This window comes from Nitrosomonas marina (assembly GCF_900110145.1).
GTDB classification, from domain to species: domain Bacteria; phylum Pseudomonadota; class Gammaproteobacteria; order Burkholderiales; family Nitrosomonadaceae; genus Nitrosomonas; species Nitrosomonas marina.
Map to the genome: position 1 here is coordinate 12,597 of NZ_FOCP01000016.1, position 18,443 is coordinate 31,039.

At 47.6% G+C, this 18,443-nt stretch carries 22 protein-coding genes; 13 read left to right on the top strand and 9 right to left on the bottom strand.

What is annotated here, in order from left to right; all coding sequences use genetic code 11:
* Window positions 1–142 precede the first annotated feature (142 nt).
* Window positions 143–529 carry a hypothetical protein gene (locus BMX44_RS11160; RefSeq protein ID WP_090633011.1) on the top strand — a complete coding sequence of 129 codons (387 nt, stop codon included), beginning with the start codon at window positions 143–145 and terminating at the stop codon, window positions 527–529.
* Between the two features lie 248 nt (window positions 530–777).
* Window positions 778–1,293 (top strand): antirestriction protein ArdA, encoded by a 516-nt coding sequence (locus tag BMX44_RS11165; RefSeq protein WP_090633013.1) that lies wholly within the window; start codon window positions 778–780, stop codon window positions 1,291–1,293.
* 126 nt (window positions 1,294–1,419) lie between these two features.
* On the opposite strand, the gene BMX44_RS11170 is transcribed toward BMX44_RS11165, so the two are convergent.
* Both BMX44_RS11170 and BMX44_RS11175 read right to left on the bottom strand, forming a co-directional pair.
* Window positions 1,420–1,713: a type II toxin-antitoxin system RelE/ParE family toxin gene (locus tag BMX44_RS11170; RefSeq protein WP_090633015.1), complete on the bottom strand. Its 294-nt coding sequence runs from the start codon at window positions 1,711–1,713 to the stop codon at window positions 1,420–1,422.
* Window positions 1,714–1,956, bottom strand: a complete 243-nt coding sequence (locus BMX44_RS11175; protein WP_090633017.1) for a type II toxin-antitoxin system ParD family antitoxin — start codon at window positions 1,954–1,956, stop codon at window positions 1,714–1,716. It abuts the gene before it with no gap.
* A gap of 185 nt (window positions 1,957–2,141) precedes the next feature.
* On the opposite strand from BMX44_RS11175, the gene BMX44_RS11180 reads away from it, so the two are divergent.
* Window positions 2,142–2,777, top strand: a complete 636-nt coding sequence (locus tag BMX44_RS11180; protein ID WP_090633019.1) for a hypothetical protein — start codon at window positions 2,142–2,144, stop codon at window positions 2,775–2,777.
* A 17-nt stretch (window positions 2,778–2,794) separates the two neighbouring features.
* Here BMX44_RS11180 and BMX44_RS11185 read toward each other — a convergent pair whose 3' ends face one another.
* Window positions 2,795–3,343, bottom strand: coding sequence for a hypothetical protein (locus tag BMX44_RS11185; protein WP_090633021.1), 549 nt, complete (start codon window positions 3,341–3,343; stop codon window positions 2,795–2,797).
* The gene (locus BMX44_RS11190) at window positions 3,336–4,007 is read right to left on the bottom strand and encodes a PEP-CTERM sorting domain-containing protein (RefSeq protein WP_090633023.1); all 672 of its coding nucleotides are present in this window, start codon (window positions 4,005–4,007) and stop codon (window positions 3,336–3,338) included. The genes BMX44_RS11185 and BMX44_RS11190 overlap by 8 nt, the downstream gene beginning before the upstream one ends.
* 175 nt (window positions 4,008–4,182) lie before the next feature.
* Here BMX44_RS11190 and BMX44_RS11195 point away from each other — a divergent pair, with 175 nt between their 5' ends.
* The 10 genes from BMX44_RS11195 (at window position 4,183) to BMX44_RS11230 (ending at window position 14,607) form a co-directional block, all read left to right on the top strand.
* Window positions 4,183–4,830, top strand: a complete 648-nt coding sequence (locus BMX44_RS11195; protein ID WP_090633025.1) for a recombinase family protein — start codon at window positions 4,183–4,185, stop codon at window positions 4,828–4,830.
* Between the two features lie 14 nt (window positions 4,831–4,844).
* Window positions 4,845–5,009, top strand: a complete 165-nt coding sequence (locus tag BMX44_RS16840; RefSeq protein ID WP_177167735.1) for a hypothetical protein — start codon at window positions 4,845–4,847, stop codon at window positions 5,007–5,009.
* 78 nt (window positions 5,010–5,087) lie between these two features.
* Window positions 5,088–5,825: a hypothetical protein gene (locus tag BMX44_RS11200; protein ID WP_143056933.1), complete on the top strand. Its 738-nt coding sequence runs from the start codon at window positions 5,088–5,090 to the stop codon at window positions 5,823–5,825.
* Window positions 5,822–11,419 (top strand): Ig-like domain-containing protein, encoded by a 5,598-nt coding sequence (locus tag BMX44_RS17440; RefSeq protein ID WP_090633030.1) that lies wholly within the window; start codon window positions 5,822–5,824, stop codon window positions 11,417–11,419. The genes BMX44_RS11200 and BMX44_RS17440 overlap by 4 nt, the downstream gene beginning before the upstream one ends.
* Before the next feature lie 15 nt (window positions 11,420–11,434).
* The gene (locus BMX44_RS11210) at window positions 11,435–11,674 is read left to right on the top strand and encodes a recombinase family protein (RefSeq protein ID WP_090633032.1); all 240 of its coding nucleotides are present in this window, start codon (window positions 11,435–11,437) and stop codon (window positions 11,672–11,674) included.
* A gap of 14 nt (window positions 11,675–11,688) precedes the next feature.
* Window positions 11,689–11,856 carry a hypothetical protein gene (locus tag BMX44_RS16845; protein ID WP_177167736.1) on the top strand — a complete coding sequence of 56 codons (168 nt, stop codon included), beginning with the start codon at window positions 11,689–11,691 and terminating at the stop codon, window positions 11,854–11,856.
* A gap of 84 nt (window positions 11,857–11,940) precedes the next feature.
* Entirely contained in the window at window positions 11,941–12,516 is a 576-nt protein-coding gene (locus tag BMX44_RS11215; protein WP_090633034.1) for an HD domain-containing protein, read from the top strand.
* A gap of 19 nt (window positions 12,517–12,535) precedes the next feature.
* Entirely contained in the window at window positions 12,536–12,772 is a 237-nt protein-coding gene (locus tag BMX44_RS11220; RefSeq protein ID WP_143056934.1) for a hypothetical protein, read from the top strand.
* 43 nt (window positions 12,773–12,815) lie between these two features.
* The gene (locus tag BMX44_RS11225) at window positions 12,816–13,082 is read left to right on the top strand and encodes a hypothetical protein (protein WP_090633039.1); all 267 of its coding nucleotides are present in this window, start codon (window positions 12,816–12,818) and stop codon (window positions 13,080–13,082) included.
* A gap of 70 nt (window positions 13,083–13,152) precedes the next feature.
* On the top strand, window positions 13,153–14,607 hold the full coding sequence (locus BMX44_RS11230; RefSeq protein ID WP_090633041.1) for a RelA/SpoT domain-containing protein: 1,455 nt from the start codon (window positions 13,153–13,155) through the stop codon (window positions 14,605–14,607).
* A gap of 80 nt (window positions 14,608–14,687) precedes the next feature.
* Here the strand turns inward: BMX44_RS11230 and BMX44_RS11235 are convergent, their stop codons facing one another.
* The 5 genes from BMX44_RS11235 to BMX44_RS11255 form a co-directional block, all read right to left on the bottom strand.
* Complete coding sequence (locus BMX44_RS11235; RefSeq protein ID WP_090633043.1) at window positions 14,688–15,398, bottom strand: PIN domain-containing protein; 711 nt, start codon at window positions 15,396–15,398, stop codon at window positions 14,688–14,690.
* Between the two features lie 2 nt (window positions 15,399–15,400).
* Window positions 15,401–16,075 (bottom strand): hypothetical protein, encoded by a 675-nt coding sequence (locus tag BMX44_RS11240; RefSeq protein ID WP_090633045.1) that lies wholly within the window; start codon window positions 16,073–16,075, stop codon window positions 15,401–15,403.
* A 136-nt stretch (window positions 16,076–16,211) separates the two neighbouring features.
* Complete coding sequence (locus BMX44_RS11245; protein WP_090633049.1) at window positions 16,212–16,715, bottom strand: hypothetical protein; 504 nt, start codon at window positions 16,713–16,715, stop codon at window positions 16,212–16,214.
* Between the two features lie 33 nt (window positions 16,716–16,748).
* The gene (locus tag BMX44_RS11250) at window positions 16,749–18,053 is read right to left on the bottom strand and encodes a relaxase/mobilization nuclease domain-containing protein (protein ID WP_090633051.1); all 1,305 of its coding nucleotides are present in this window, start codon (window positions 18,051–18,053) and stop codon (window positions 16,749–16,751) included.
* Window positions 18,054–18,057: 4 nt separating this feature from the next.
* Window positions 18,058–18,429, bottom strand: a complete 372-nt coding sequence (locus BMX44_RS11255; RefSeq protein ID WP_090633054.1) for a plasmid mobilization protein — start codon at window positions 18,427–18,429, stop codon at window positions 18,058–18,060.
* Between the last annotated feature and the right edge of the window lie 14 nt (window positions 18,430–18,443).

Consider the following 18,443-nt stretch of genomic DNA (forward strand, 5'->3'; position numbering starts at 1 on the left):
CATAAACCGGCAATTCCCGATCCGTTTTTATCAAAGTGACTTTTTCGTGAGTCAGGGCCGTATTGCGCCAGCGCTACGATAGCACCTGTCGCGACGCTTTGACTAACCCCCGACTGGCCAGTCCTCTCAACGGAGGACGATGATGTCTTGCACGAAGAATGAACGGATCATCTATGCTTTATCGCTTGAAGAATTACAAACACCCGAAATAGCGGACGGACTCTGGCATGCGGTGCGTGAAATACGCCAATTGATCCCGCGCCGCCAGTTTCCGACCAGAATCTACGGTGCTATATCGGAATTTCCCGGCAAGTTGCTTGAGCTTGATGGGTCTCCTTACACGATCCCGGATGATGAGGAAATTTTCGGCAACGATGCGGATTTTCGCTGGCTGGATAATTGCTATCTGGCTCTGGATGCGAAAGGCGAGCGCTTGTATCGCAAGTTTCAGAACCTGGAACGGGTTCGTATACTGGATGTGTATTTCCAGATCGCGTTTCCGATGAGCATTGCCCGGCATTACCGTTAATCTGCCGGAGTGAAACGCTTGCGCCGGATGAATGTTCATCCGGCGGTCATCAAACAAAATCCTTAAAGGGGCCTTCCCCCTCGAATATCAAGAAAAATGACGGTTTCCGCCTGATCCACTAACGTGGGGCAGACCCTCCGCAATTTTTCTGGACATTCTCACCCCCGCTTAAACCTGTGTCTTCCATGAGTTTTATGCGCGAGGCAAAAGCCTTCGCCTTCAAACTCATACTTTAAGGAGATACGGCGATGAACAACGATATCAGAATTTATGTGGCAGATTTGGCGGCTTACAATAACGGCAAACTTCACGGCGTTTGGATCAACGCCACCGATGATCTGGATGATATCTGGAACCAGGTTAATCAAATGCTTGCCGAAAGCCCGGAAGGTTTCGCGGAAGAATACGCCATTCATGACTATGAAGGTTTTGACGGTTACGCTTTAAGCGAATATGAAGGGCTTGAAACGGTGCATAAAATCGCCTGTTTCATTGAGGAATACCCGGATTTTGGCGGGGAGTTGTTGAACAATTTCGGCGGTGATCTGGAGGAAGCCAGAACAGCGGCAGAAGAAAATTATTGCGGCTGTTATAAATCACTGGCTGATTTTGCGGAAAGTTTGACCGAAGACACCACGCAGATTCCCGAGAACCTGGCTTATTATATCGACTATGAACGTATGGGCAGGGATATGGAATTAAGCGGTGATATCTTCACCATAGAAACGGGGTACGAAGAAATTCACATCTTCTGGAATCATTGACAAAATCAAGGCGCTGCGAGTTCAAAGCTGGCAGCGTTTTTTTTGAAAGGGCAAAAATACGCGCCGCCGAAACCCTGCGGCTTTCGGCGGGTTTTGAGTCGGGGCCGTACACTGTTGAGAACAGCATTACAAATGCTGTTCGATATCCATACGGCCATGCAGAATGCGGACAATTTCGATTTGGCCTTTTCCGGTCTGGCGGTAAAAAATGACATGTTTGCCAACACCGTATTTGAAATACCCTTCCCGGATGTCATCGCATGAGCGGCCAAGATCGGGTTTGTCCGCCAGAGCGCGAAATGCATGGTCGATCTGCGTCAAATAGCGCACTTGTTGCGCTTTGCCCCATTCTTTCCTTGTGTAGCGGCCAATGGCAAGCAGGTCATCCCTGGCTTTTTGCTTGAGGATGAACGACCCCATCTAGTGTTCATTTTCCAGCTCATCCAGTACGCTTTGCAGGGAATAATCGGTGGTGCCGCTTTGTTCACCCTCGATCAGGGCGCGGCGCAGCGCTTCCAGCTTGGCCTCGCGCTCTTCCAGCAGACGAAGCCCGGCGCGGATCGCTTCGCTCGCCGAACCGTAACGCCCGGTTTCGATCTGGTGCGCCAGAAACTTCTCGAAATGTTCGCCGAGCGTAACGCTGGTATTTTTCTGAACAGCCATATCCTCCTCCATTCATTCAAATATCTATACCTGATTATAATATTTATTGGTATTAAGGACAATTTAAATCTGATCTACCAGGACTCCCACCCTTGCACGATACCGGTTTCCTTGATTTCTTAAAGGATTTTTAAGCATTACAACCTATAGTGTTTGTAACGAAACGCTTATGGAAACATGATCTTATGGCTGAATTCGATCCGCACAATGCCGGGAATTTGACAGCGCAGTTCGACGCGTCGCGCCGGATTTCGTCTGCTGAGTTGGTCGAGGAGATTCGCCATAATTATTACACTGCCGCTCAGATGCAGAATATTGGCGATCCCACCATCGGTGGATTAACCGTCAATACAAGCGGACGCACGGATATGGATTATCCCGGCAGTGACAATCAGAAAAAGCGCGAGCGCGACGAGCGCATGCTCGCGCTCATGATCCATAACATGACCCTCCAGCAGATCGAGGATCAACTGGCTGCGCGGTACGGCGAGAACTTCGCCGAAAACCTCGCGGCTGAGTATTTGGACGAGGAAAGCTACAAACGACTAATGAGCATTGAAGACAAGACCGAACGCCGCCGCCAGATCGCCGTTGAGCTCAATCAAGGAATTCGGGACGGCTCAATCGACGCCGATAAGATTCTTGGGAATTCCGATTTTGAAGGCTGGTTGCATGCGCATGATATGGAAGACCATCAACGCGCTGCTAAAGCCGGTATGAATAACGGCAGTATCGATCTGCAAAAAACTGAAAACTCCTATCAGATAACCAATACTGCCAATGAGAGCGCTGTTTTTGATACGCTGATCCCTAAAAAATAAACTGTGTCGTTTTGCTGTCAGCGTAAAGTTTGAATTCTGCCCCGCTTAAACAGAATAAGCTTGGCTTCAGCTGCTAATGCTTCAATCAGTTCTACCCCTCTGGATGGCCGAACGGGTTCATTAAGCCAGCTATCGCCATTAATATAAAACCCCATGCTGCTGCCGTAATTGCCATTATCCTGAATGAATACCTGAGCATTCATGCCATATTTAGTCAGCTCACTTTTAAAGTATGTTCCGATACTTTCAGGGGAATGGTCGCCCAAATCCGAACCGGCGTATAAAGCGATGCCGACACCGGGCTGGTCGCACGAATATTTTGTCGCACGACCCGAAGCCGTTTCAGAAAACCCAATTGCTTTTGCTATGGATTCACAGCGATATACAAACAGCTTTTCATGATCGGTGCGGCTCGTGTCCGCTGCGTTGCCTTTAATGATCGCGCGGTCGATATCTTCTTTCAAATCCGCCTGCACGGACAACGGCCATAATAGTGCTATCAGGAGGAAAACACAACAATAGCCGCAAGCTTTTGGCATGATTGTTTTTGCCACGACGTCAGACATGACTATTCCGCCTGCGCATAAACCCTATCAAGCCGGTCAGGCCCAGCCCCATGAGCATAATCATAGACGGTTCGGAAAGCGGTGTTGTCGTGTTCCCGGCAAAATCCAGCGCAAAAAACTCTCCGGCTTCTCTGTTGGAAAACGTGTTGACCGTAAACGGCCCGCTTGGGTTGGACGTGTCTCTCAGTTGACGGTTGCCGGTATCGATGCGGGGCGTGAACGAGAAGTCATTCGGCAGAGCATCGCTAAAAAACATACCGCCGTGAATATCGTACAGTTCAAACCCGACACTCAGCAATGAGAGTCCGAGCACGCTTCCCGTTATGCTGTGCGCTGAGAAACTGTATTTATCGAGCGCCCCGGAAGGAAAGGAAATATTGTTGAAAATCCGGATCGCTCCGCCGCCGAATGTCAGATTGTCGGTGCCAACCTGCGCCGTGCCGGAGAGAATCTCATATCCGCCCTGATTGCCCGATGGATCGAAATCAGGCGCGGCGTCATCGTAGGTGTATTCGATTTTAAACGGCGCGTTGGCTGCTCCGCCCAGTCCTGAAAGATCGATGGTGCTGTCAAAAACCGCCGTTACGGGCGTGGCATGGCTGTGCACCGCCACTCCAAGCGAAATCATCCCGGCGCACAAAGCGCCGCTTAGTCTTGTGTTCATAATATCCTCATGTGGTGAAGTTGCAGAATTTTGGTGACAAACCGAACCGGATCGGCTAAACGTCAAAAACGAAGGTTTTTGTTACGATTGCCATAATCAATTTACTGGCTGTTGTATTTAAGCCAACAGATTGATTCAAAGGGATTTTTAAAATGCGGATTTTGGAACGAACGGGATGGACAAATACGTTCCTTTTTGTCCAGTGCGGCAGGATAATGAAATCATCCAAGATTTCCGCCTTCCGCCGCAGCGGAAGGGACAAGCCATGACACGTTTGGGCTATATCCGCACCTCGACCGGCAGGCAGTTGATCGACCGCCAGATTCTGGCGCTGGAGAAGGAATGCGATCAGGTCTTCATTGAGGACGGCGTATCGGCGGTGAAGAAGCACCGGCCCGTTTACGAACAGGTCACGGCGCAGCTCAAACCCGGCGATGTGTTTGTCGTATCGTCGCTCGACCGGGCGTTTCGCTCCGTGCTCGATGCGCTGGGCGAGCTGGAAAAACTCCACCGGCGCAAGATTCAGTTCAAGTCCCTCACGCAGAATTTTGATACCACCACGCCGGAAGGCAAGCTGCTCTATGTGATCGCCGCAGCGCTGGCCGAATGGGAGCGTCAGACGTTGAGCCAGAGAACGAAGGAAGGACTGGCCGCCGCCAAAAAACGCGGCAAAACGCTGGGCAGGCCGCACAAGCTGATTGAGGCCGATATCGTTAAAGCCAGACAATTGCTGGACAATAACCCCTGTACGAGCATCACCGAAATCGCCGAGAATCTATCCGTTTGCCCCCGTACGCTCTCCCGCGCCATTCACCGAGACTGAAAAGGAGCCTCGCCATGCCCACGACAGACCAGATCGAACAGGCCAGCGCCCAGATGAAGAAATACGCCAGCATGATGAACGACCTGGCCGATTATCCGAAATATGTCGTGAAGCTGATCAATAACGACAATCTTGATGAATTCGAACAAGCTTTAAGAAAAACTGGTTTGCTGAATTAAAATTTAGTAATTAATAAAGTGCTATTTAATATCTTGAGCTGCGTAGGAGATTTTATGAGGAGTATTCAGAGGTTCATTTTGAACACCAAAACACCATCTAGATTAATTTATGCCAGCCAAATCGTTTTCAAGGTTATAGTCTTAGGATTATTGATTGGCTGCGAGCCACAGATAGATGAAAAGGCATGTACTAAGAATATCGAACTAACTCACGCAGTACTTAATCAGCATTCGCTCTATATACCTCTAGAGTACTTAAAATTTATACATACATCAGTAGGGAATGAATCGGCTCTTCTGCAAACCTGGTATCCTGGTGGAAATATTGTTCCCAACGGTACTCCATTGGAATTTATTAAAGAGGATGTTTGGTGGAAAAATATAAGAGTACTGATTACCAGTAAGCGTTCAGCAATTCCCTTTGGTGAATTCGCTCAAAAAACAATCACTCACTTAGAGGCAACAGAACTCGTTGGAAATGAATACGGACTTATCCATTACAAACAGCCAGAAAATGAAGTACAGGATCATTCGGACGTATGGGTTGAGAAAAATGAAAAGAATACTGTCTCATATATAATATGCTCGGAACACATAACAAAGAATGATAGGCCTCAATGTGAGAATCATTTTTTTATGAATGAAAAATTCTGGATTAAAATATCGTACAGTCGGAAGCTGTTATCTGATTGGAAAAACCTTAAGGATAACGTGATTAATATGATCGATAGTTTTGAAAAACCAGATACAGCCCAATTTTTCTTGGCAAATCAGATTAACTATCATAAATCTTGTGGATCAAAGGAAACATTGTGAATGTACTAGACACCTCCAATCTCGAGAATCTGGCAAACCTCAGTTTTGAGGACTTTAAAGCGCTTCATATTCAAAGTCAGAACAGAGCAGACGTTTATTATAAAGCCCTTAAGCTTGCTGCGCAGGATGCAGGGCTAGTTGATGTTGTAAATTATGCTGATTTAGCACGAAATGTAGTGAATGACAGTAATATCAATGGCGTATTAGCTAACAATCATACAGAAAATATCGCTAATAATTTAGGGATTGATTTTTCGGCAGGAGCAGATAGTCGTTTACGAACTCAGTATGAGTTGATGAAGGCTGATGTACTTCAGCGGGTTAATAATAAATTAGCTGGCGGTAACGGGGAATTAAATTTCCAAGAAACAATTGATATTCACACTTCTGCATTAAGTAAATCTAATCTGCCGCCAGAAGCTTTTTCTTTGTATGCCCCATTGAGCATTTTAGCCAAACACAACCCAGATCGAGCAGAAAAGCTATTTAAAGCTGTATTGCCAGGTGAAGGTTTTCTTGATATTACAAAGGATGGCTTATTATTAGGCTTCGGTTCCAGCATTTCATCACAACAAAAATTATCAGATATTTTTCAAGACTACGAGCACCAAGCTCAGTGGCTAAGCTCGATCTTCGAATCTATGCAAACTTTCACGGAGGAGATTCATCCAGAAGGAGACATAGAACAGATTAATGGACGATTAGAAACGTTTCAACAAATATTAAATCTCATAGGGGGCACATTCGAGAATCTAGCAGGATGGGCGCAAGAGATTGAAAATATTGGACCAAACTTTAGTTCTGCTTTAGCCCAATGGCTTAAAGATCTACCGATATTCGATATTCCTGGACGCGGTCCACCTATACCTCCTCCTGTTGGATCACCGCTTGTACTTGATATAGATGGAAATGGTGCTATTGATTTATTGTCAATAAATAGCGATGCGGCGTATTTCGATACTTGGGGCGATGGATTTCGTGAGAAAGTCGGCTGGGTGGCACCTCAGGACGGATTGCTGGCACTGGATAAGAATGGAAACGGGGCCATAGATAATGTTAGTGAACTATTCGGCTCTGAGATTCTTCTGAGTTATTACCTCAATGGCGGTTTTACCGATCTTGGTCAAGAGAACGGTTTTGAGAAACTCGCAGCCCATGACAGTAACAGTGATGGTGTGATCAGCGTATTGGATGATGTCTGGGCTGATTTGCGAATATGGCAGGATAGCAACAGCAACGGCATATCGGAAGACGGTGAGTTGATGACGCTGAATGCGGCAGGCATCGAGAATATTGATATTGCCAATTATGCGCTGGATTCATATGTCGGGATGGTAGGTGGCGGCTTTAGACGCATCATAGAAGGCAACACGATTACGCATACCGGTACATTTCGAATGACTGACGGTACGACCCGTGAAATCGTCGATGCCTGGTTCGAAATTGATCTCCGGCAAACTGTGTATTCTCAGGACTATACGCTGGATATTCGTACATTGTTCCTGCCGACCATGCGTGGATACGGAAATTTGCCCGATCTACATGTCGCTATGAGCATGGATAACGGAACGGGAGGGTTGCTCGAACAAGTTCAGACTTTTATGACTGGACGAAACTTTGAAGATTACTTCAATGATTTTGATGCGGTGCACTCGGAAGTAGAATCCATGCTTTATAGGTGGGCCGGTATTGATGCAGATGCAGCACGATCATCACCTGATTACAGTGTACATGGCCTGTACGGACAGATTCCGGAATTTCTGGTTCTTCGCAAACTTGCCGGGCAAGAATCAGAGTATACGGATACATGGTTTGATCTCGGCCCTTTTATGCCTCACTTAGATACCGGTATACAGGCCATAAGCCAGTCATGGGATGCTTTGGTTGGCGCATTTTCTGCAAGACTGATATTCCAGTCCGGTGGTTCTGCATTGTTTGGTTCTGACGTGAACTATAACCCGTTTACTGACAGCTTTGAAGGTAGCTTTTCTCTTTCACAGTCAATACTTGATCAGCTCTCATCAAACGCTGTATCCCACGGTGATGTTGAAGGATTCTGGTATGCGGTAGCACAGTATATAGATAATGTGCAAAGCTTGGATAACCTGGCAACTGATGACATCACGCGTCTTTCCAATGCGGTTACACAAAGCTCGTCAAACACGCTGGATTGGGCTGATATCACTGCCATGTTCAGCGAAAGCCTGATTGAAGGTGGCAACGGCGGGGTTACGGTTAATGGAACCCATTTTGATGATGAACTGCGCGGAGGCGATGGCAACGACACATTAATTGGAGGTGAAGGTAACGATGTTCTTTACGGTATGGATCAACGCGTCCGGCTTCCTACAGGACACTACTCTTATATTGGTACGGACGATATTCTGGACGGTGGATCAGGTAACGACGTTCTTATTGGCGGACTTGGCAACGATATTTATCGTTACGATTACGGACATGATTTAATCAGGAACGGAATGGGTTACAACAATGGAGGCGGTTTCGACATTATAGAGTTCGGGGTTGGAATTTTACCCGAGGATGTCAGCTTTCATATTTCGAAAACTCGCGCGTTTGTTGATACATGGCATGTAGTATTCGAAGTCAAAGGGCGCGGCTCGGTTTCACTCAGCGCGATTGGAAATGGCGGTGATGATGAAAATATTATCGATGAGCTGCATTTTGCAGATGGTACTGTCTTATCAACCGACAACATCGCTATCAACGTCCACGGTACGCAACATGACGATGGCGTACAAGGTGGTAATTGGAACAATGGCACCGGCGATAAGAATTTGTACGGATATGGCGGTAACGACACATTATCCAGTAATACGTTTTCCGGACAAATAACTTATCTGTACGGGGCTGACGGAAACGATAAGCTACATGGAGGCAGGGGCATTGATATATCTGTTTATGAAGGTGTTTATGCTGGATATGTAATTGAGGGCAATATTGGTTCACTGAGTGTTGAGGATACTGTAGGAAGTGAAGGGACGGATACACTTGACAATATAGAGATTCTTCAGTTCGCAGACGGTGTTTATGATGTGGCAAGTGGTTTGTTTACCCTTGCTATTGTAAATACCGCACCCGATGCTGTTGATGACGCCGCATTGACGATAGAAAACCAGGCTGTGGTCATTGATGTACTGTCCAATGACAGCGACCCGGAAAACGACACGTTATCCGTGACCCAAATTGGCGTGGCTGTGAACGGTTCTGTCATGGTCAACGGAGATAACACTCTCACCTATACGCCAAGTGTAGGTTTCTCAGGCAATGACAGCTTTACTTATACCCTGTCTGACGGCACGTATACGGATACTGCGACAGTGAATGTCACCGTGCAGGCGGCTGTGGGTGGCGGAGACGTGAATGATACATTACAGGCGTTTGTACAAAATGCCGATTATGAAGGTGCGGATACCGTTCTTGCAGGGCTGAGTACTCAGGAGATTAACAATCTCACGTCCGATACCCTGTCTGTCCTTCTTAATGCAGGCATTCGTCTGTTGAGTCAAAACGGCGATTATTTGTATAACGCCGGAAGTTTTCATTCCGTACATAGCCTTGGCGGAGACGACACTATCCAAGGCGGCAGCAACGATTCCCGGTTGTATGGTGGTGACGGCAATGACAATCTTTATGATTATCGCGGCGGTAACGATTATCTGAATGGAGGTGATGGTGCAGATTTTCTGGATGCCGGGGACGGTGATGACATCGTATATGGTGGTGATGGGTCGGATATACTTGTCGGCGGTGCGGGTGTAGATAAATTTCTCTTCCGGCAAGGTGATACAGGTGTTGACAAGATTTATATGAGCCCTACGGACGGGGACCGCCTGGATATTTCGGCACTGCTACTTGGTTATGATCCGGAGCAACATGCCATTGGAGACTTTATACAGCTTTCAAGTGACGGTTTTTCAACCTCTGTTTTTATAGACTCTGATGGCCATGGGCCTGACAGTTCTTTTGAAATTGCAAGTTTGTATGGCATTTCTGGCGTTAGTATAGATGACATTGTCGAAACGGGAGGTGTCGTTAATACGAACAATTCCCCTGTTGCTGTGAACGATAATGTCACAACGGCAAGGAATAATGCACTTATCGTAGATGTTTTATCCAATGACAGCGACCCGGAAAATGACACGTTATCCGTTACCCAAACTGGTGTGGCTGCAAACGGTTCTGTCACGATCAACGCGGATAACACTCTCACCTATACACCGAATGTCGGTTTTGCTGGAAATGATGGTTTTACGTATACAATTGATGACGGGCAGGGTGGCACAGATACGGCCAGCGTTTCCGTGCAGGTCATTGAGGTTAATGACGCGCCTGTCGCGGTGGATGACAATGCGGTAACAACAGAGGATACGGCATTTCTCATCGATATTTTATCCAATGATAGCGATCCGGATGGAGATCCTCTTTCCGTGATGCAGTTGGGCGCTGTGCTGCACGGTCTGGCTGTGCTGAATACGAACGGAATTGTCACTTATACGCCTAATGCTGATTTCTTTGGAGAAGACAACTTCACTTACACTTTATCAGATGGAACGGACACAGACACCGCCACTGTCACAATCACTGTTACCCCGATCAATGACGCACCCACGGCGAATGACGATGCCGCAACGACAACGGAAAACCAGCCTGCTATCATTAATGTTTTGTCCAATGACAGCGACCCGGAAGACAACGCTTTATTTGTGACACAAACCGGGGCGGCGACCAACGGTTTTGTTACGATCAACGGAGATAACACCCTTACCTATACGCCGAATGAGGGTTTCGTAGGAAGCGACAGCTTTACTTACACGTTATCTGATGGGACGGATACAGACACCGCTACGGTGAGTGTGGTTGTGCAGGCGGTTACGGACGGCGGAGATGTGAATGATGCATTACAAGCACTTGTTCAGAATGCCAACTATGAGGGCGTGGATACAATTCTTGCAGGATTGAGTACGCAAGAGACCAACAGCCTTACAACCGAAACTCTGTCTGCTCTTCTTAACGCAGGCATTCGTCTGATGAGTCAAAATGGAGATTATCTTTACAATGCAGGAAGTCTTCATTCCGTACACAGCCTAGGTGGAGACGACACGATATTAGGCGGCAGCAACGATTCCCGCTTGTTTGGTGGTGACGGCATTGACGGATTATATGATTATCGCGGCGGTAATGATTATTTAGATGGGGGTGCAGGCTCAGACTATCTGGATGCGGGAGACGGCGATGATATTCTATATGGCGGTGATGGGTCGGATATACTTGTCGGCGGTGCGGGTGCTGACACCTTTATATTTCATCAAAGTGACACCGGTGTTGATAAGGTTTATATGAATCTTCAGGACGGCGACAAGATTGATGTTTCAAGCATGCTACCGGGATATGCCGCGGCACAGAATATCAATGATTTCATTCACCTCACAGATGACGGTTTCTCAACGACCATTTACGTAGATGAAGATGGACAGGGTTCCGGTAACATTGTTGAGGTTGCGATTCTCGTAGGCATATCAGGACTACCCAGCGCAGATGCTTTGGAAGCATCCGGGAATCTGATCACGACATAGTGCAAGCTGCTTTATATGATCGTTGCCGCGCTGGCCGAATGGGAACGCCAGACGCTGAGCCAGAGAACGAAGGAAGGGCTGGCCGCTGCCAAAAAACGCGGCAAAGCGCTTGGCAGACCGCATAAGCTGATTGAAGCCGATATCGTCAAGGCGCGGCAATTGCTGGACGACAATCCCTACACGAGTATCACCGAAATCGCCGAAACGCTTTCCGTCTGCCCAAGAACCCTCTCCCGCGCCATCCACCGAAACTGAAAAGGAAAACCGCTATGCCTACACCTGACCAGATCGAACAGGCGAGCGCTCAAATGAAGAAATACGCCAGCATGATGAATGACCTGGCCGATTATCCGAAATATGTCGTGAAGCTGATCAATAACGACAATCTCGATGAATTTGAGCGGGCCTTGCGCAGGTTGGTTTGCTGGAATGATTGAAAACTATGGCTTTTTTACTAAATTTTAGCTTTCATGGTATAGAGTATACGGGCAGCAATAGTATTTAACAAACGAAGAGCCGATATGCCGCATATGGGGTTTGAGCAAACAACGAAACCGGACATTGACTATACGGTCGCCTGGATAAAACAATTGCACGCGGGCCAGACGGATCATGCCGGAAAACCCTACGCAAACCATCCGCAGCGCGTAGCCCATAACATTCGAAGAGTTTTCCCCGATTGCAGCGATGATGTAGTCATGGCGGCGTTATTGCATGACGTGATCGAAGATTGCGGCATAACTGCGACCGATTTAAAGCAGAAAAACTATTCGCCAGCCTGTATTGAAATCGTCTCCCTGGTTACAAAAAATCCGCAGGACGAGCGCGATTACCAGGATGTCATCGACGACTTGATCGCTTCCGGGAACCGGGAAGCCATGATGGTTAAGATTGCGGACAACATGGACAATCTGCATCCAGAGCGTGCCAAAGCGCTTGACAGAATTGATCCCGGAAAAGCTGAAATACTTGGCCAGCGTTACCGGCAATCTATCGAAAAGCTGTGTCATGCAATCGGAATCAACAAAGACCGCGTATTCGGACTGATCAAAGCCGCCCCGTCTGCCGGTCATGAAATTCAGGAAGCGAGGCTGTAACGTTATGGAGGCAAAAGCTGTGACATATCAATATTTCCTGCTGGGCGACACCGTGCCCGTTCGAGTGGCGTTCAACGCTAAAGGGCAGCGAATGGGCGCGGAGGTTCCTAATTGCGACAAGGGAACGCTCGTTCAGGATGCGACTTACCTGAGTCGTCTGGAACACAGCTTTGAAGTCGAAGAAATTACGCCAGAACAGTTTCGCGAACGTGCAGAGGCCATGCTGGGCAGATCAGAAAATGTCGCGTTAAATTAAAAAACTTGAAACAGTAATAAAGATACTTAAAGGAAACAGAATGATGAGCACTGAACCGAAATATAGATATTACCTGCTGGGAGACTACATGCCTATTCGTGCAACCGTTGATCCTGAATACAACATTAATGTCGATGCTGAATATCCTAACCGAGAAACAGGAAAACTCGAACAGGATAGAGAATTTCTCATAAGAATTCGTGAAAGCGATGAAATAGAAGAAATAACAGCAGAAGATTTTATACAGCACTGTCAGCGTATGTATGCAGAAAAAACAATAAATCCGGGGCTAAATTCCGGGCCAGGCTGAAGACGGCTTAATCCATAAATTCAGCCAGTAAAAAGCTGAGGTAAAAGAGTAAGTAATTTTAGGGTGTGTTATGGGGGATGGTATAAGAAGACCACAACCTGACTTGTCTTTTGACGATCTGTACAAACAGGCGGAATCCTCTGTGCCTGTACTGGAGAAATCCGCGCAAGATTTTCTGAATCGTCTGAAGGTCAGAAATCCCGAATTATTCAAAAACGTTACTTTTGAAGTTGGGCCGCTAAAAGAGCCTGATCGCGCTTTAGCCAAAGTTAATACCGATTATAAGGGTGATACACGCCAGATAAAGGATATTGTCAGAGGACGCTTTATCGTTGATACGCCGGAACAGATAACGGCGATCAAGCAGGCGATACTGGAAGAGCTGGACGTTGATTCCATGAAAGATAAGTTCGTTCACCCGGTCACAACAACAGGCTATCGGGACATAAACACAAAAATCGGTCTTGAAAATGGGCATATAGCTGAAATTCAAATTCAGCAACGCGATATGCTCCGGGTGAATACGTTTACCCATGATTTAATGGAGGAAGCCCAAACTTTAGAAAGAAAAGCAAAAATAGAAAACAGACAGAACACACATGAAGAAAAATTAAAAATCAGAGACTTGGAACATCAAATGCAAGAGCTACACGCTGCGGCTGCTCATGACGGCAACCTGAATACGCTCGTAAAAGCGGAATTAAGGGAGCAATTTGCTTATAAAGGCGAACTGGACGCCAAAGGCAGCGCTCTTGGAAAGCTTTCCGAAACTACTGGAAAACTTGGCAGGAACGGCGGCGTGGTTGCAGGCATCGCCCTCGGCACATTATCCAGTGCTTTTGCTTTGGCGAGTGGAAGCTCAAAGGCCGAAGCGGCGGAGATATTCTATGAAACCGCCGTACCTTACGGAGAAACCGAGCTTGATCTTGCACGCGGCGACCTGGACGCTGCCGCCCGATCAGCTACGATTGAAACAGCGTCCAATGGCGGTAGCTTTGCTGGAGCCGCTGCCGGAGCGGCAGCAGGCGCAATGATCGGTTCTGCCGTACCCGGCCTCGGAACCGCCGCAGGCGCTATCGTAGGCGGCATTATTGGCGGTCTTGGAGGCGGTATTGGTACAGGCTACATCACGGAAAAACTTTACGACAATTATGCACAGCTCAAGAGCGGTGCCGTCAATCTGGCGCAGGAAACCGCTGAAAGCCTGAGCAGCGCCGTGCAGGACACGAGGCGCTATCTGGCTTCATGGTTCGATGACGATCCTGTCCTTGATGTGCAGGTGGCCTTTGCCAGCCTGCCAGATCGCGTAACGCCGGATATGCCGCCGGAAGTCGCGGCCCTTGTCGAGGTGAAGGCGTCGCAAATGCTTTTCAAGCAACGCTTCGCCGAAATCGAAGAGCATGACGGCCTGCCCGAAGTGCTGGCCTATATCGAAGCGCATCCGCTGGAAGTGGAGCAGAAAATGCCCGCCGCCGAAGAACGACCGGCACATTACACTCATTTACCCGCGCCGGGATTAGGTTAAGTGTTCATCGGCTCAAAATTGATCTAAATTAACTTTTCGAGTTAACTCACACTATTTGAGGAAGATAGTAAAACGTCTTTTTATGCACGCCCATCGGCAATTGCACCAGCCCATTGTAGATTTGTGACAAACTCAGCTTCAATTTTATCCAGATCATTTTGTACCAGGCATTTCTTTGTTAAGCAATAGTCATTCGTATTTGACGTTACGAAACAGATTCTATCGTTAAATCCATTTTGCCTCAGTGCGTGGCCTAACGCTAAAAACGTTTCAAATATTTCACAATCCTGCGCCTCTGGCTTTCCTCGCTTGGCTGGCGGAATATTCTTTCGTACACGATACATTCCGGCATAAGAGTGTTTCTCCTCTACACTAGCAATCTCACACGTATTGAGCAATTTTTCTGACATTGATAGTAGCGCAGAACCGAGATTAATCATCTCGGTATTGTGCCCCGGATCGTAGGGTTTATTCAGTAAATCTGATGCAATGCTGAATATTCTGGATCGCGTTTTTTCTACATTACTTATTTCAGCATCCAATTCAGATTGTACTGACTGAGCATTTGCTTCCCATTCGCCGTGCACAGTCTCGCTCGTTGCCAGCCAGACCTTTCTGTTCTCAACACTGGAGTTATCAATTATATTTTTTGCCGCTGCACAGGATTGTAAATCCAGCGTATAACGGTAGGGTAACCGAATAATATCAAGCAAGATGCATGTGTCCAAGAATAGTACTGGCGCAGATACTCCCGTTACAGTCTGGCAAATTTCAGTCACAGGTTTGAACACGATCAATGATCCTGAGCGTAGGCTAGAAGATCCTGAGCAAACTCAAATTCAATCGCTAGTTTATGAGCATAATCATCGCTCCATCCCTGTTCAAGCAAAGCATGTATAAGCAAATCAGTTGGAAGCTGATTACCAGACCTGGATACTTTCACCAAAAATTCAAACCACCGTTTCTGATCTGAAGGATGTGAACTACCCGTAGATTTATTGGCACAGGAGGAAAACGTATCAAGAGCGCGTGCAGCCGATTCGCCAACCACATTTTGTAAAAAGATTTCATCATTTGAAATCTCAAAAGTAGTGGATGTACCCTCTAGCGCTGGTTTAAGTACGAGTTCAACAAAATCAGTTAATACACGATTATATTGATCGGTCGTGAGTTCACGTAATTTTAGAGGTACAACGTTCGGCACAAACCATGAATTATCGCCTCTAGAAAATAACGATAAACCTGCTGCTGGCATATCGGCAGTTTCTTTTCGTTCAAAGCAGTAAATCGGCTCTCCAACAATATCGGATCGTCTTTCTTGCTCCGTTGCACGAATCCACGTCCCGTGACATTGTTTGGACAGTGCTTCGATTAGTTCTTCTATGGTCGCGTCATTGAGATAGATATACAGGTCTTGAAAGGTTTTCATGGCTTCATTTTCTATTTTGTACGAAATTAAATGATTCATGTGCTTCTGCACATCTTCTATGTTTCTAACATTAAAAATGATGGTAGCAATGTTTATCAGCTTTGCTACTGTATAACATACAAATACACGAGATGCAGAGCCATGAACTGTGTTTGCGTTGACTGCATTAGATTCTTTATAGATATGAAGAAAAAACTGCCTTTAACTTCTCGCTAAGCCGGTCAAACAACACTTTCTCCACCTCGTGAATATGGCCGTGGCATTTGCCATGAACGGGGAAGATTTTTTTAATGCATCCCTCGTAATAATCGGGATTGTTTGCTTTACACTGCCTGCAATCGGGGACGTACGGGAATTCTGAATTTTTAGCTTCCCGGTAAATATCTGCTGAATCGTTAGGCAGGATTGTGCCGGTACAGAGCCGTATATAACAATGATGATGTTTTTCGATATGCGGATATTTTGTTTTGCCGGAATTGAGCGGCTGGCCGCAGGCCAGGCATTTGCTGCCCCGGCTTAAAACATCGTCGTGAAACACCTTGTTTCTAAGCGCCCCTTCGGCGAAAAGCTTCCATGCCGTTTCATGATCTTTATAGATCGGTGGCACATGACGCTTGCGCACCTTTGGGACAAGAAACAGCGGTATCCGCTTTTCCTTTCGGAAGAAGGTTTTGTTCATGTGTTCGTCTTTCTTTGAAAGTGGTGGTAAAAACTACATCGACAGGTCGAAATCTTGATTCTGCCGCTGTGACGGAGCATTCTGCCGCGCTTGTCGCTGCCCGAACTGTTCCTGAAGTCTGGCTTTCATCTCCGGTGGCAATGCGGAAAAGATCATCGTTTTCAGGTGCTCGATCTCTTGGTTCTGCTCATGCCGGACATGGGTGATATTCCGTTGCAATGCCTGGCGTTCCTCTAGCTGGCGCTGGATTAAACTTTCCTGTTGCTCTTTGTCACGGACAAGCGCTTTCCAGGCTTCGCGTTCATTCTGATTCTTGGTGCGGCTGTGCTGTCCGGTCAGGCGATCCCACAGACCCCGGAGTCCCTTGTTCAATTTCGCTTGCCGGTCTGCGCTCTCCTGCTGCCAGCGCTGTTTTTGCGTATCGGCAAGATTTTGCCGCTCGTCCCGGTGCCGCGTTTTCATACGTGATTTCTGTTCCATTAATGGTTCCAGACGGGCGCGGCTGGTTTGCCTGATCTCTGCGGTGAAGCTTTGTATGCGCTCCACAAGCCGTTTGTCAGTTTTCGCGATGGTGTCGGTTACAGTCGGAAGCTGCGCAGGATCGCCAAGCCGTTCTTTGAGTGCCCTGGTTTTGACATCCAGCCATTTTGACAGGGAATAGACCTCGCCGCGCCAATCCACGGCGACAATTCCGCGCCGGTCACCCTTGGCAAGCGTGTAGCCACGCTGTTCCAGAGCGCTTTCAAACGCTTTTTTGCTGTCCGATACCATCCAGCATTCTTTCAAAGCAGCTTTGATCAGCCGAGGGTCGTCGTCCAACCGTTTAGCATGTTCCCATTGCGCCCGCGTAAAATTGAGCGGATTGCTTTGTCCGCGCTCGATCAGACCGGCAGGCAGTTTCCAGCCTTGCTCCAGATGGATTTCCCTGGAAATCTCCATGAGCCTGTTTTTGTAGAACGGCAGATTGACCGCCTTCATCTCTGTCGTATCGATGCGCGACCAGACGCAATGCGCATGGCGTCTTCCTTCTTTTTCATGAAAGACAATGACGCGCGGCTGATCCTGCAAATGCATGCGCTCTTCGATCCGGCTGATCGCCTGCTCGAAAACGGATATATCGACTTTTTCCGTCTCTGGCGGATTCAAACTGACGGAAAACAGATACTGGTCGCAGCGCGTGCCCATCGACTGGGCGCGGGCTTCCTGTAAAGCCCCGTCCAGCGTATCGGATAAAAAGCCGCTGACCTCAAACAGCTCCACATGATCGTTATCCCGGTCGTTCAGCAGGTGCGCAGCCAGCTTGGCCGCGCCGCCGCGCTGGGAAGCGATGATGATCATGGGATTACTTATCCAGGCCGAGGGATTTCATGAGGGCTTCGCGGATATGGCGGATATCGGCGCAGGCGTTCAAAAGCGCTGTTTTAACTTCAGGGGTGAGGATCAGCAGGCCGCTATTGGCAGTCTTGGCCAACTGGTTCAGATTGTTCGAAAGCCTTGATTTTCCCAGCTCGCCCAGAAGCTGGCTAAGAATCTGGTGATCCCTGACCGGATGTTTGTTTCGCGTGCGGCGCTTGGTGCGGTTTTCGTCAAAGACCCGCTGGCGGACATATTCGCCGAGCGGCAGACCGGCGGCTTCGCGCTCAAGTAAAGCACGTTCTTCCGGTGTCAGGCGCAGGCAAAAAGGCGAGGTTTGTTTTGGTGTGTGTGCGGGCATTCAATAACTCCTTT

What these genes read in the sequence shown, in the direction of transcription:
- BMX44_RS11160 (WP_090633011.1), top strand. Translation starts at nt 143, where the DNA reads ATGTCTTGCACGAAGAATGAACGGATCATCTATGCTTTATCGCTTGAA.
- BMX44_RS11165 (WP_090633013.1), top strand. Translation starts at nt 778, where the DNA reads ATGAACAACGATATCAGAATTTATGTGGCAGATTTGGCGGCTTACAAT.
- BMX44_RS11170 (WP_090633015.1), bottom strand. Translation starts at nt 1,713, where the DNA reads ATGGGGTCGTTCATCCTCAAGCAAAAAGCCAGGGATGACCTGCTTGCC.
- BMX44_RS11175 (WP_090633017.1), bottom strand. Translation starts at nt 1,956, where the DNA reads ATGGCTGTTCAGAAAAATACCAGCGTTACGCTCGGCGAACATTTCGAG.
- BMX44_RS11180 (WP_090633019.1), top strand. Translation starts at nt 2,142, where the DNA reads ATGGCTGAATTCGATCCGCACAATGCCGGGAATTTGACAGCGCAGTTC.
- BMX44_RS11185 (WP_090633021.1), bottom strand. Translation starts at nt 3,343, where the DNA reads ATGTCTGACGTCGTGGCAAAAACAATCATGCCAAAAGCTTGCGGCTAT.
- BMX44_RS11190 (WP_090633023.1), bottom strand. Translation starts at nt 4,007, where the DNA reads ATGAACACAAGACTAAGCGGCGCTTTGTGCGCCGGGATGATTTCGCTT.
- BMX44_RS11195 (WP_090633025.1), top strand. Translation starts at nt 4,183, where the DNA reads ATGGACAAATACGTTCCTTTTTGTCCAGTGCGGCAGGATAATGAAATC.
- BMX44_RS16840 (WP_177167735.1), top strand. Translation starts at nt 4,845, where the DNA reads ATGCCCACGACAGACCAGATCGAACAGGCCAGCGCCCAGATGAAGAAA.
- BMX44_RS11210 (WP_090633032.1), top strand. Translation starts at nt 11,435, where the DNA reads ATGATCGTTGCCGCGCTGGCCGAATGGGAACGCCAGACGCTGAGCCAG.
- BMX44_RS16845 (WP_177167736.1), top strand. Translation starts at nt 11,689, where the DNA reads ATGCCTACACCTGACCAGATCGAACAGGCGAGCGCTCAAATGAAGAAA.
- BMX44_RS11215 (WP_090633034.1), top strand. Translation starts at nt 11,941, where the DNA reads ATGCCGCATATGGGGTTTGAGCAAACAACGAAACCGGACATTGACTAT.
- BMX44_RS11225 (WP_090633039.1), top strand. Translation starts at nt 12,816, where the DNA reads ATGAGCACTGAACCGAAATATAGATATTACCTGCTGGGAGACTACATG.
- BMX44_RS11230 (WP_090633041.1), top strand. Translation starts at nt 13,153, where the DNA reads ATGGGGGATGGTATAAGAAGACCACAACCTGACTTGTCTTTTGACGAT.
- BMX44_RS11240 (WP_090633045.1), bottom strand. Translation starts at nt 16,075, where the DNA reads ATGAATCATTTAATTTCGTACAAAATAGAAAATGAAGCCATGAAAACC.
- BMX44_RS11245 (WP_090633049.1), bottom strand. Translation starts at nt 16,715, where the DNA reads ATGAACAAAACCTTCTTCCGAAAGGAAAAGCGGATACCGCTGTTTCTT.
- BMX44_RS11250 (WP_090633051.1), bottom strand. Translation starts at nt 18,053, where the DNA reads ATGATCATCATCGCTTCCCAGCGCGGCGGCGCGGCCAAGCTGGCTGCG.
- BMX44_RS11255 (WP_090633054.1), bottom strand. Translation starts at nt 18,429, where the DNA reads ATGCCCGCACACACACCAAAACAAACCTCGCCTTTTTGCCTGCGCCTG.